Below are 13,274 nucleotides of genomic sequence, written 5' to 3' on the forward strand. Positions count from 1 at the left end.
GTAAAAAAAATTAAAAAAACTGAGACTGTAAAATTATTCATAACGCAAAGCTTCAATAGGATCAAGCTGTGAAGCTTTTATAGCAGGATATAAACCGGAAACAATGGCGACCATAAAACTGGTTGCAAAAGCAGCAAAAATTGCCATCCACGGAATCACAAAAGCAAAACTCATAGCAGCGGCGAAAGCAAAACCAATCAGAATTCCTAAAACAATTCCAACCAAACCGCCAATTTGTCCAATTAATAAGGTTTCAATAAAAAACTGAACAGAAATTGTCACTTTTGTGGCGCCAAGTGCTTTGCGAACACCAATTTCGCGTGTGCGTTCTGTAACCGAAACAATCATAATATTCATTAAGGCAATCGAAGAGCCCAGAATGGTTATAATAGATATAATCCAGGAAGCCCAGCCTAAATATTGGGTAATGCCTAAAATTCTGTTGATTAAATCGTCGCTTCGGCCAATTCCGAAATTATTATCACGAACCGGACTTAGTTTTCGAACTCTTCGCATAGTACTTGTTGCGTTATCAACAGCTTCGTCTAAAAGCTCTTTTTTAGAAACCATTACACTAATTGTATAATTAATGTTTGGAGCTGTAAATAAAGATCTTGCGACCTGAATAGGAATTAAAACCCGTAAATCCTGACTGTTTCCAAAAGTAGAACCTTTCTCTTTTAAAACGCCGATAACTTTAAAACGAGCACCGCGAATTGAAATTATTTTATCAATTGGGTTAACGTCTTTTAAAAGACCTTTTTCAAAATCAGAACCTACAACGCATGAATAAGTGTTGTTTTCAATATCAAACTGATTAAAAGATCTGCCTAAAGTCGTTTCTAAACCAGAATTAGAAACAAAATGCTCGTCGACACCCAGAATTGTAATTTCAGGATCTGTTTTAGTATCTAAATATTTTACCTCGGCTTTTGAAGTTGCTGTAAAAGAAAGCGAAGTCTCGGTAAAAGGATATTTGTATTTATTTTTAAAAGCTACAGCTTCCGGATAAGAAATAATTGGATTAATAATTTCACGTTCATTACCACCGCGGTTTCGAACCGTATTTTCATATTGGTTAATGTTAAAAGTATTTGCGCCCATAGATGCAAAATTGGTCGAAACGGTATTTTCAAGAGCCGTAACAACGGTCAGGATTCCAACCAAAGCTGTAATTCCAATTGCAATGATAAGCACGGTAAGAATAGTACGCAGAATTTGAGTTTTGATAGAACCAAAAGCAATTCGGATATTTTCTTTAAATAATTTTAGCATCATGACCAATTTGTCACGAAAATACGGTTTTTGTTACAAGTTTGTTTTCGAAGCTGTATTATTTATTTTAAAAAGTAAGATATTTGCAGACGATTTTAAATTAAGTTGAAAGTTGGAAAGTCACAAAGTCGAAAATGCAATAACCAACAATCAAAAAACTAAAATAAATTAATATTAAAGGTTTTTGAAAGAGATTGATAATAATCTAAAATCAGAAATCTAAAATCTAAAATAAAAATTAAGATGGCTTCAAAACCAAGCATTCCAAAAGGAACCAGAGATTTTTCACCTGCCGAGGTGTCAAAACGACAATATATTATTCAAACGATAAAAGCGAATTTCGAAAAATTTGGTTTTCAGCCAATAGAAACACCGTCGTTTGAAAATTCAGATACTTTAATGGGGAAATATGGAGAAGAAGGAGACCGTTTGATTTTTAAAATTCTAAATTCAGGTAATTTTTTCTACAACAAAAGTAAAATCGAACTGCCTGAATCAATCGAAGAATTACAAATTAATTCTGCCGAAAAAATAACTTTAGAACAAAGAATCGAGCTGAATAAGTTTACAGGAAAAATTTCTGAAAAAGCTTTACGCTACGATTTGACAGTTCCGTTTGCGAGATATGTGGTACAGCACCAAAGCGAAATTGAATTTCCTTTTAAAAGATATCAAATTCAGCCGGTTTGGAGAGCTGATAATCCGCAAAAAGGACGTTTTAGAGAATTCTTTCAGTGTGATGCCGATGTTGTTGGTTCAAAATCACTTTGGCAGGAAGTTGAGTTGGTTCAGTTATATGATACAGTTTTTACATCTTTAGGATTAGAAGGTGTAACAATCAAAATTAATAACAGAAAAATTTTATCTGGAATTGCTGAGGTTATCGGTGCATCTGATAAATTAATCGATTTTACGGTTGCTCTTGATAAACTGGACAAAATAGGAGAAGATGGTGTAAAAAAAGAAATGATCGAAAAAGGAATTTCTGAAACTGCTTTGGTAAAAGTACAGCCGCTTTTTAGTTTCTCAGGAACTTTTGCAGATAAAATTCAACAGCTTTCAAATATGCTGGCTTCATCAGAAGAAGGAATGAAAGGTGTAGAAGAACTAAAGTTTATTTGCGACAATGTGGCTGATTTAGGTTTGTCGACAGCAATTTTAGATCTTGATGTAACTTTGGCACGTGGTTTAAATTATTACACAGGTGCTATTTTTGAAGTAGCAGCGCCAAAAACGGTTTCAATGGGTTCTATTGGCGGCGGTGGAAGATACGACGATTTGACTGGTATTTTTGGTTTAAAAAACATGAGCGGGGTTGGTATTTCTTTTGGACTTGACAGAATCTATTTGGTTTTAGAAGAATTACAATTATTTCCTGAAACTGTTTCTGCAACATCAAAAGCATTGTTTATTAATTACGGCGATAAAGAAGCTTTATACGCATCAAAAGCTATTCAGAAATTAAGAAAAGAAAATATAAAAGTCGAATTGTATCCGGATAATGTAAAAGTGGGAAAACAATTTCAATATGCAGATAAACGATTAATTCCGTTTGCAGTAATTGTTGGAGATCAGGAAATTGCTTCAAATTCTTATGCTTTAAAAAATCTGGTTTCTGGAGAACAAATCACAGTAGATTTTGCAGGGTTGAAAAATGCTTTGCAGGCTTAAGGTTTAGCCGTAAAAGCGAAGTTTTTTTGATATCCAAGTTTCATAAAAATGAAAATTTTACCATAGGTTAAAGTAGATTTTCTTTTTTCTTTCAAAATTTACAGATTTGAGCAGATTAATTTGAGTTTTTAAGTTGAAGATACAGAGAGACTTGGATTAAATCGACTTAAATCCGCATAAAATAACTTGGTAGAGAAGAAAAAAAGCTTTTAATTTGCGACCTCTTAAAGTTACGGGCGTAGTTCAAGGGTAGAATAGCGGTCTCCAAAACCGTTGATGGGGGTTCGAATCCCTCCGCCCGTGCAACAGAATAAATCAGATAACAGTAATAGTTATTGATTACAAAAACAAAAAACATAAAAAAAAGCTTCGTCTTTCTGTAGGCGAAGCTTTTTTTAATATAAGGTAAACTTGAATTAATAATTATTTAGAGGCCGAAGCCAACCCTTAAATTCAATTTTTGGTGGTAATAATTTATGTTTTTTATTAGTCTCAAAGATAATACAAACTATAACGTAATAGTCTTAAAATTATAATAAAATTTTATTGGCTATTTTCGCTTTTTAAAACTCTCATAATTAATAGAGTGACAATTTGACATTTTATAAGATTTGGCAGTACTTTTGCAATCCAATAGAAAGAAATAAAAAATGAAGTTTAAAAATATTTTTAAAAATAAAAGTAATATGACTACGGAAAATACAGAATTCGATCAGGAATTAGATGATGCAACGATAGAGACTAACGCTAATGGAGAGCAGTTAATTGTTGAAGAATTAAGTGTTGAGGAGCAATTAGCTCAAGACTTGGCTAAAGAAAAAGATAAGTTTTTGAGATTATTCGCCGAATTTGAAAATTACAAAAAAAGAACTTCAAAAGAGCGTCTTGAATTATTTAAAACAGCTAACCAAGAAGTTTTATTGGCAATGCTTCCGGTTTTAGATGATTTTGACAGAGCAGCTGTAGAAATCAACAAATCTGATGACGAAAACCTTAAAAAAGGAGTGGAGTTAATTCACGAAAAACTAAAAAGCACATTAGTTTCTAAAGGTTTAGAGCAGGTTGACGTAAAAGCAGGAGACGATTTTAATGCTGATTTTGCAGAAGCTATTACGCAAATTCCGGCACCTTCTGATAAATTGAAAGGTAAAATTGTTGATGTTATTGAAAAAGGATACAAATTAGGAGACAAAATTATTCGTTACCCTAAAGTTGTTACTGGAAACTAAAATGCAAATAAAAATTTCAAGTGCATTTTTGGAATTTTAGAATTTGGAATTTAACCTAGATTATGAAAAAAGATTTTTACGAAATACTTGGCATTTCAAAGAATGCTGATGCTGCCGAAATTAAAAAAGCGTACAGAAAAAGTGCTTTAAAATATCATCCTGATAAAAATCCAGGCGACAAAGAGGCAGAAGAAAACTTCAAATTAGCGGCAGAAGCTTATGAAGTTTTAAGCGATCCGCAAAAGAAAGCAAAATACGATCAATACGGACATCAGGCTTTTGATGGCTCTGGCGGATTTGGCGGTGGTCACGGCGGCATGAATATGGATGACATTTTCAGCCAGTTTGGTGATATTTTTGGAGGCGGATTTGGCGGTTTCGGAGGCGGAGGCGGAGGCCCGCGTCGCGCAAAAGGAAGCAATCTTCGTATCAAAGTAAAACTTACTTTAGAAGAAATTGCAAATGGAGTTGAGAAAAAAGTAAAAGTAAAACGTAAAGTTCAGGCTAAAGGTGTAACGTATAAAACTTGTACGACTTGTAATGGTCAAGGTCAGGTAATGCGTGTAACGAACACTATTTTAGGAAGAATGCAGTCGGCTTCGACTTGTCCTTCTTGTGGAGGTTCTGGTCAGATTTTAGATAAAAAACCTTCTGAGGCCGATGGTCAAGGAATGGTTCAGGAAGATGAAACAGTATCAATCAAAATTCCTGCTGGAGTTGTAGACGGAATGCAGTTAAAAGTTTCAAACAAAGGAAACGATGCACCTGGAAGCAACAGTATTCCTGGTGATTTGATTGTTGCCATTGAAGAAATCGAGCACGAATTCCTGAAACGTGAAGGCGAAAATGTTCACTTCGATTTATATATTAGTTTCCCGGAAGCCGTTTTAGGAGCATCTAAAGATATTGAAGCTATTAACGGAAAAGTTCGTATTAAGCTTGAAGAAGGAATTCAGTCTGGAAAAATCTTAAGATTAAAAGGAAAAGGAATTCCTAGTTTAAACGGTTACGGAAGCGGAGACTTGCTGGTTCACGTAAATGTTTGGACTCCAAGAACATTAAATAAAGAACAAAAACAATTCTTTGAAAATGCTCTAAACGACGAACATTTTGTTCCAAGTCCTGAAAAATCAGAGAAATCATTTTTTGAAAAAGTAAAAGATATGTTCTCATAATCTAAACTTTTTTAAAATGTTTATATAAAATCAAAACCCATTCTACACAAATAGAATGGGTTTTTTGCTTAATATAATGCAGATTCGCCGCGAATTATTTACTTTTACAGATTGTTGGCCAAAATAAAAAGCCACAAGAAAGAAAACCTAAAAATAAAATGAGCAACTTACTCGAAGTACACAAAGTCGTAAAAAAATATGGCGATTATGTAGCGCTTAACGAAGTTTCATTAAATGTGCCAAAAGGCAGTATATATGGACTTTTGGGTCCAAATGGAGCTGGAAAAACTTCCCTGATCAGAATTATAAATCAAATTACAATGCCGGACAGCGGTGAAGTAATTCTTGATGGAGAAAAACTGAATCCTAAACATGTACAGACCATTGGCTATCTTCCGGAAGAAAGAGGTTTATACAGTTCTATGAAAGTAGGAGAGCAGTGTTTATATCTGGCGCAAATGAAAGGACTTTCTAAATCCGAAGCCAAAAAACAATTGGATTATTGGTTCGATCGTTTAGGAATTCAAGGCTGGTGGAACAAGAAAATTCAAGAACTTTCTAAAGGAATGGCACAAAAAATCCAGTTTGTGGTATGCGTACTGCATAAACCAAAACTGCTTATTTTAGATGAACCATTCTCTGGATTTGATCCTGTAAATGCAAACGTTATTAAAGATGAAATTCTGGCATTAAAAGAACAGGGATCAACCATTATTTTTTCGACACACAGAATGGAAAGTGTTGAAGAACTCTGCGAAAATATCGCCCTGATCCATAAATCAAATAAATTAATCGAAGGGAAAATCGGCGATGTAAAACGCCAGTTTAGAACCAATAGTTTCGAAGTTGGAATCCTGACAAATAATGTTGAAGGATTAATGTATGATATTACACAAAAATTTACTGTTTCGCCTGCAAGCTTTAAATCACTAAACGATGATTTAAAACTAAACATTCAAATAGGAAATGCTGCGCCAAATGAATTATTAAATGTTTTGACTCAACGCGGACAGGTAACACATTTCGTAGAAAAAATTCCGAGCATAAACGATATTTTTATTCAAACAGTAACAGAAAATAAAATTTAAAAATTCCAAAATAGAAATTTCAAAATCCAATTGTATAGTTTGGAATTTGAGATTTGAAGTTTTAAAAATTAAAAATATTTATGAGCATTATCTCGTTGATTATAAAAAGAGAATTTATTGCCAAAGTCCGCAATAAATCTTTTGTTGTCATGACATTTTTGAGTCCGCTGTTATTTGTGGCGATAGCCGTTTTTATTGGCTATTTAAGTTCAATGAAAGCAGAAACAAAACGTATTGCTATTCATGACGAAACTGGACTTTTTGCTGCCGATTTTTTAAAGGAAAACAAAAAAGGTTCTGAATTTAAATACTATAATTTATCTGAAATAGATGTAAAAGCACTTAAAGATAGTATTACAAAGGAAAGTTTCAACGGCCTGATCGTTATTCCAAAAACAAGCGATAAAAAAGATTTAGAAAGTAAAATCGAATTTATTTCGAACAATAGTCCAAGTATTTCTTTTATTGAAAACACACAAGATATTATTGGAAATAAAATCACAAAACTAAATCTTGAAGAAGCAAAATTAGATACGCTTGCGATTCAAAAAGCACAATCTAATGTTAATATTCATTTAGTAAAAGCTTCGGGAGAAGAAAGTCTGAAAGGGTTAAACGAAATCAAAATAGGAATTGGCGGTGCATTTGGTTATTTGATTATGATGTTTATTATCATTTACGGAAATATGGTCATGAGAAGCGTAATCGAAGAAAAAACTAACCGAATTATCGAAATCATCATCTCATCTGTAAAGCCATTTCAATTAATGATTGGTAAAATTGTCGGAACTTCTTTGGCAGGAATTTTACAATTTATAATCTGGGCGATTATTGGTTTAGGATTAATGTTTGCAGCTTCGGCATTTTTTGGCGTAAATGTTGGGCCAACAGCAAGAATTTCACCAGAATTAATGCAGTCGGCACAGCACGAGTTTTCAGGATCGGCACAAATGTACATTGCCGAATTATGGAATCTGCCTATTGCCAGCATTATAATTGGATTTGTAATTTATTTTGTTGGGGGCTATTTTCTATACAGTTCATTTTATGCTGCAATTGGGGCAGCTGTAGATAATCAAACGGATTCACAGCAGTTTCTTCTGCCAATATTAATGCCTTTAATTTTAAGTGTTTATATCGGATTTTTTACTGTTGTAAATGATCCGCACGGAAGCGTTGCCGTAATCTTTTCAATGATTCCGCTTACGTCGCCAATTGTAATGTTAATGCGTATTCCTTTTGGTGTGCCGTGGTGGCAAATTGCAATTTCGGTATCATTATTGTTTGCAACCTTCTTTCTTGTTGTCTGGTTTGCTGCTAAAATTTACCGTGTAGGTATTTTAATGTACGGCAAAAAACCAACGTGGAAAGAATTGTATAAATGGCTTAAATATTAATTTTACAGTTGCAAAGTTTCAAAGTAACAAAGTGACAGAGTTTTTCTCTGTATAAAACCTTTGTCCCTATGTCCCTCTGCACCTTTGAACCTAAAAAAAAAAATGAGTAAAATACTAATTATAGAAGACGAAGCAGCGATCAGAAGAGTTTTGGTAAAAATTTTATCAGAAGAAAATGATTCGTATCAGGTAGATGAAGCTGAAGATGGAGCGGCTGGACTTGAAAAAATAAAAAACAACGATTACGATTTGGTTTTGTGCGATATCAAAATGCCCAAAATGGATGGTGTTGAGGTTTTAGAAGAAGTAAAAAAAATAAAACCAGAAATTCCTATGGTGATGATTTCGGGTCATGGCGATATGGAAACTGCAATTCATACCATGCGTTTAGGAGCTTTTGATTATATCTCAAAACCACCTGATTTAAATCGTTTATTAAATACAGTTCGTAATGCTTTAGACAAAAAACAATTAGTTGTAGAAAATAAAATTCTAAAGAAAAAAGTCAGCAAAAATTATGAAATGGTTGGCGAGAGCGAATCTATTAATCATATTAAAGTAATGATTGATAAAGTAGCTCAAACCGAGGCCAGAGTTTTAATTACCGGACCAAATGGAACTGGAAAAGAATTAGTGGCACATCAGTTACACGAAAAAAGCGAACGTGCTAATTTTCCTTTAATCGAAGTAAACTGTGCGGCGATTCCGAGCGAATTAATCGAAAGTGAATTGTTTGGACACGTAAAAGGAGCTTTTACATCGGCAGTGAAAGATCGTGCAGGGAAGTTTGAAGCGGCAGACAAAGGAACTATTTTCTTAGATGAAATTGGTGACATGAGTCTTTCGGCGCAAGCCAAAGTGTTACGCGCTTTGCAGGAAAGTATGATTACGCGAGTTGGTGCAGATAAAGATATTAAAGTCGATGTTCGTGTGGTTGCAGCGACTAATAAAGATTTAAAAACAGAAATTGCTGAAGGCCGTTTCCGTGAAGATTTATATCACAGATTAGCGGTAATTTTGATTAAAGTACCGCCATTAAATGAAAGACGCGACGATATTCCGGCTTTGATTTCACATTTTGCAGAAAAAATAGCTTCTGAACAAGGAAATGCTGTTAAAGCTTTTTCGGCGCAAGCCATTAAATTATTACAGGAATATGATTGGACAGGAAATATTCGTGAACTTCGAAATGTTGTAGAAAGATTGATTATCTTAGGAGGGAACGAAATTTCGGAAAATGATGTGAAAATGTTCGCAAGCAAATAATGATGTAGATTTTATCTGAAATCTAAAATCATAAATCTAAAATTTAGAAATGAAACTTAAAAAAATAAACGAGAAATTACAAGACGCTTTAATTGAAAATGGTTTAACGGAAGCAAATGTTTTGCAGATGGAAACTTTTTCGACCATAAAAAGCGGAGCTGACTGCATTGTTATTTCTCCAGATGGAACCGGAAAAACTACTGCAATTGTTTTGAATGTAATTCAGCAACTGGTAGGAAAAAATGAAGAATCGCCCCGTGCTTTGATTATTGTTGAAGACAAGGAAAAAGTTCTGGCAATGGAAGAGCTTTTTGAGAAGTACGGAAAATATACCAATCTTGAAGTTTACGGCGTACATGATAAAGGTGACATGGATTACGATAAAAACTATGTTTCTACAGGAATTGATGTTTTAATTGGAACGCCAACGAAACTAAATGAAATGTTCAGCACGGCAGGATATAATGTTAATCGTCTTAAAATGTTTATTTTAGATGATGCTGATCCAATTTTGAAATTACGCCATGAGCCTAAAATTATGCGTATTTCTAACAGTATTGCTAAAACCCAGCGTTTGATTTTTGCAGAAACCTTAACAGAGCGTATCGAGATTTTAGCAGATAAAATGCTTATTGAACCATATTTGTTTGATATGGATGAAGAAGGCGAGGAAGAACTTGACGAAGAAGAAGACGATATCGAGGAAGAAGAATAAAAATACTTATAGAAACTTGAATTTGTAATAAGAAAGCGAATGAAAAAACATCCTGTATATTTTTTAATCACAATGTTTATTACAACAAGTTTTTTGGGTTGTGCCAGCTTTTCAAAAAAAGCATTTGAAGCAGAATTTCAAAATCTGGAAAAAGAAAATATTTCTAAACTTGAGGGAAGTTATGCTCTCAATCCTATTATGAAATATAAAGATAAAGTTCCGGAAGAAGTTAAATTAAATGAAACACTTCCGGATTCTTTGGTTACCAATAATGCTTACCAATTTATGGTTACGCCAAATTACAGTTACAAAAAGAATTTATACCGCAGGAGCGAAAATCATAATCGTTCTATAAATCTTAAGTTTCAGACTGCAAATTTGTTATCTGTAAAAGTATATGAAGATAATACTGTTATAAAAGATACAATTCTTTCGGGGAAATATAAAAAAGGAATGTTTTATCTCGACAACAAATATTCAAAATCCAGTGGAATTCCGTACCTCTTGGGAGGTGTTAATAACAATAAAAGAAGAATAGGATTGACTAAAAACGGCAATCTTTTAGTTAATGAGGCGCATTCTGACAATGGCGCTTTTCTGTTTCTGTTTTGGGCGGGAACAGATTATAATTTGACTTACGAATATCAGAGGAAATAGCTTCAGTTCGCAATGTCAGTATTCAGTTTAAATATTGCGATTAAAATTCAAAATCAATTAATATCAAATAAAAAATAAACGCTATGGGATTAATGAAAGTGTATTCAGGAAGCGAAATACTTGCTATTGCTTTGCAGGAAAGATTAGAAGAAGCTGGAGTAGAGACAGTAAAAAAAGATAACATTCAATCAGCCCGTTTAGGAGGTTTTGGCGGTACAGATCTGGCTGTTGAGATTTTTATTCAGGAAACAGATTTTGCAAAAGCAAATCCGGTTATCGAAGAATTTAGAATGAGCCTTTAAAAGTGTTTAGTGTTCGGTATTTAAGTAAACAGTTACTAGGCTGTCTGCTAAGACTGAACACTAAATACTGAAAACTAAAAAATATGCAATACAAAATGCTAGTTCTCGACATGGATGATACCTTGTTGACAGACGACCACAAAATTTCAGATTTAAATAAAAAAGTATTATTAGAAGCTCAGGCAAAAGGTGTTTATGTAGTTTTAGCTTCAGGAAGACCAACTATTGCAATGACTTCTTACGCAAAAGAATTACAGCTTGATGTAAACGATTCGTATATACTTTCGTTTAACGGAGCCATAATAAGCCGTGCAAAAGACGATTTAGTTTTGTTTGAACAGAAATTAACTGTCGAACAAATTCATGCTTTATACGATTACAGTGTTAAAATGAATACACATATTATAACGTATTTAGATGATGAAATAATCAGCGAAACAGATTCAGAATATATTGACATCGAAAAAGAAATTACGGGAATGGTTCACCGTAAAGTTTCAAGTTTTAAGGATTATGTAGACAGACCCGTCGTAAAATGTATTTTACTGCAAGATCCGGAATATTTAAAAACGGTAGAAAAAGATCTTATTGATTTTATGCCTCATTTAAGTGTTTCAACTTCAAAACCTTTTTTTCTGGAAGTTGCTCAACTGGGTATTGATAAGGCAGCGAGTTTAAAACTTTTAGCCGAAAAGCTGGGGATTCTTCAAAGTGAAATTATTGCTGTTGGAAATGCAGGAAATGACCTGACTATGATCGAATATGCCGGACTTGGTGTCTGGGTTGATAATGTAACGCCGGAGTTGCGTGATAAGGCTGATGTAATCGTAGCTTCAAATAATAATGATGGAGTGGCAGAAGTAGTACAGAAATATATCTTAAATTAAATTTTATGAAAAATCCAATTGAAACAGATCGTTTATTATTGCGGGAATTACTTCTTTCTGATGCTGATGGAATGTTTGAATTGGATTCGAATCCAAAAGTACATTTATTTGTTGGTAACAATCCTGTAAAAAATATTGAAGAAAGTATCGAATATATTCATTTTGTTCAAAAACAATATAAAGATTTTGGAACAGGAAGATGGGCTGTTATTCTTAAAGAAACCAATGAATTTTTAGGCTGGTCCGGAATAAAGTTTATTACAGATGAAATAAACGGACATAAAAACTTTTACGAAATCGGCTACCGTTTTATAGAAAAACATTGGGGAAAAGGATATGCTACAGAGGCCGGAAAAGCTTTTGTAAATTATGCTTTTAACGAAATGAAAGTTGATGCGCTCTATGCGTATGCAGACGCCGGGAATGAAAACTCAAGAAAAATTCTCGAAAAACTAGGCTTACACTATGTAAACTCTTTTGAATATGAAGGAGAAACAGAAGTCTGGTATGAAATGAAAAATCCAAACTTGTAGATTTAAAAGAAATGCGTTCCAAATCTTTGAAAGCTTACAGAAGCCTGCAAAGATTTGGAAAACGTAGTTCTTTTGAATTTATTTTTTAGCTACAGAAACAAAATACTTGTTTCCGTCACCCATTGTAAGTTTTACACGTTCGTCGCAAAGGTCGATTGCAAAGTTTGCACTTTCGTAGCAGCTGCAAGTAGTGTTTTTATCTTTAGACATTTCAGTTTTGCAATTGTTATTTTTAAATGTAGCCAATTGCGGAGTATATAAACTTACTAAGTCAGTAGAAGCAGTTACTAATGAAATAATACTTGCTGAATTGTTGTTTGTAATTCTGTACACAATTCTATCAGTATAGTTTACTTCGTTTACAGTTACTTTACGGATATAAGTATAAGCTGTAGATCCTTCACCTGGTTCCTTTACTTCAAATTTAAATCCTACTGCACGAATAGCAATATCAAATTGTGATTGTGAATTTAAACTCGCCCAATTTGTTAAAGTACTGATAGAAGGAAATGGATTTGCAGTTGCAGCCGGAGCACTAGTTTGCGCTTGCGAACTAAAAATGGTTAAGAACATCAAGCAGATTGTGGGTAAAAATGCTTTCATAGTGGAGCTTTAATTTTTTTAATTTTTGCCTACTCTTTCTGGTTTTCGGCGTTCCCATTCGGTTTTTTAATAACAAAACAACAACATAACGTTTGAAATTCAAAATTGTTATGTATGATTTGTTATAATATTAATATAAACACTTAATTTTTTTATATTTCTAATTAAATCTCGTAAAATATCTAAACAAAGTTAAATGTAAGAAAATTTAAATTTAAAAATCAAAAAAACGCACTTAATCGATAAAATTTGCACTTAATCGATGTTTTTGTCATTTTATTCTTATCGAATCAAAATTTGATTTTCTGCATTGGCATTAAAAAAATTGTGAACGTTTTTTAATAATATACTTTTTAAGAACACACTAAAATAGATGTTTAATGCAAAATGTTGATATATAGTATATTATTGATTTTATTTTAAAGAATATTGTATGTAAATTTGCAAACTCTTCAAAAGAGATGTAAATATAATAT

The 13,274-nt window shown here is 33.2% G+C and carries 13 protein-coding genes and 1 tRNA gene; 12 read left to right on the top strand and 2 right to left on the bottom strand.

The genetic code is table 11. The features are described from left to right. Positions 1 to 33: 33 nt before the first annotated feature. Positions 34 to 1,278 (bottom strand): ABC transporter permease, encoded by a 1,245-nt coding sequence (locus tag ABD859_RS16270; RefSeq protein ID WP_345145650.1) that lies wholly within the window; start codon positions 1,276 to 1,278, stop codon positions 34 to 36. 240 nt (positions 1,279 to 1,518) lie between these two features. Between ABD859_RS16270 and hisS the strand changes: the two genes are divergently transcribed. The 12 genes from hisS to ABD859_RS16330 all read left to right on the top strand — a co-directional run bounded on the left by hisS (position 1,519) and on the right by ABD859_RS16330 (position 12,195). Further along, on the top strand, positions 1,519 to 2,946 hold the full coding sequence (gene hisS / locus ABD859_RS16275) for a histidine--tRNA ligase (protein ID WP_345145651.1): 1,428 nt from the start codon (positions 1,519 to 1,521) through the stop codon (positions 2,944 to 2,946). A gap of 232 nt (positions 2,947 to 3,178) precedes the next feature. Beyond that, positions 3,179 to 3,249 (top strand) — tRNA-Trp (locus ABD859_RS16280). Between the two features lie 347 nt (positions 3,250 to 3,596). Beyond that, positions 3,597 to 4,175, top strand: coding sequence for a nucleotide exchange factor GrpE (locus ABD859_RS16285; RefSeq protein WP_306156220.1), 579 nt, complete (start codon positions 3,597 to 3,599; stop codon positions 4,173 to 4,175). Between the two features lie 62 nt (positions 4,176 to 4,237). Beyond that, the gene (gene dnaJ / locus ABD859_RS16290; protein ID WP_345145652.1) at positions 4,238 to 5,350 is read left to right on the top strand and encodes a molecular chaperone DnaJ; all 1,113 of its coding nucleotides are present in this window, start codon (positions 4,238 to 4,240) and stop codon (positions 5,348 to 5,350) included. A 158-nt stretch (positions 5,351 to 5,508) separates the two neighbouring features. After that, positions 5,509 to 6,438 (top strand): ABC transporter ATP-binding protein, encoded by a 930-nt coding sequence (locus tag ABD859_RS16295; RefSeq protein ID WP_345145653.1) that lies wholly within the window; start codon positions 5,509 to 5,511, stop codon positions 6,436 to 6,438. A gap of 80 nt (positions 6,439 to 6,518) precedes the next feature. Then, positions 6,519 to 7,835: an ABC transporter permease gene (locus ABD859_RS16300; RefSeq protein WP_345145654.1), complete on the top strand. Its 1,317-nt coding sequence runs from the start codon at positions 6,519 to 6,521 to the stop codon at positions 7,833 to 7,835. Between the two features lie 102 nt (positions 7,836 to 7,937). Next, on the top strand, positions 7,938 to 9,101 hold the full coding sequence (locus ABD859_RS16305) for a sigma-54-dependent transcriptional regulator (RefSeq protein WP_345145655.1): 1,164 nt from the start codon (positions 7,938 to 7,940) through the stop codon (positions 9,099 to 9,101). 49 nt (positions 9,102 to 9,150) lie between these two features. Further along, complete coding sequence (locus ABD859_RS16310) at positions 9,151 to 9,816, top strand: DEAD/DEAH box helicase (protein ID WP_345145656.1); 666 nt, start codon at positions 9,151 to 9,153, stop codon at positions 9,814 to 9,816. Positions 9,817 to 9,855: 39 nt separating this feature from the next. Further along, entirely contained in the window at positions 9,856 to 10,473 is a 618-nt protein-coding gene (locus tag ABD859_RS16315) for a hypothetical protein (protein WP_345145657.1), read from the top strand. 83 nt (positions 10,474 to 10,556) lie between these two features. Then, a complete protein-coding gene (locus ABD859_RS16320) occupies positions 10,557 to 10,775 on the top strand; it encodes a putative signal transducing protein (protein WP_345145658.1) in 219 nt (72 codons plus the stop codon). Between the two features lie 83 nt (positions 10,776 to 10,858). Beyond that, positions 10,859 to 11,662: a Cof-type HAD-IIB family hydrolase gene (locus ABD859_RS16325; protein ID WP_345145659.1), complete on the top strand. Its 804-nt coding sequence runs from the start codon at positions 10,859 to 10,861 to the stop codon at positions 11,660 to 11,662. A gap of 5 nt (positions 11,663 to 11,667) precedes the next feature. Continuing rightward, positions 11,668 to 12,195: a GNAT family N-acetyltransferase gene (locus ABD859_RS16330; protein WP_345145660.1), complete on the top strand. Its 528-nt coding sequence runs from the start codon at positions 11,668 to 11,670 to the stop codon at positions 12,193 to 12,195. Between the two features lie 78 nt (positions 12,196 to 12,273). Here ABD859_RS16330 and ABD859_RS16335 read toward each other — a convergent pair whose 3' ends face one another. Then, entirely contained in the window at positions 12,274 to 12,798 is a 525-nt protein-coding gene (locus tag ABD859_RS16335; protein WP_345145661.1) for a hypothetical protein, read from the bottom strand. Between the last annotated feature and the right edge of the window lie 476 nt (positions 12,799 to 13,274).

Origin of the sequence: Flavobacterium ginsengiterrae, from assembly GCF_039539785.1 — a bacterium.
Lineage (GTDB): Bacteria > Bacteroidota > Bacteroidia > Flavobacteriales > Flavobacteriaceae > Flavobacterium > Flavobacterium ginsengiterrae.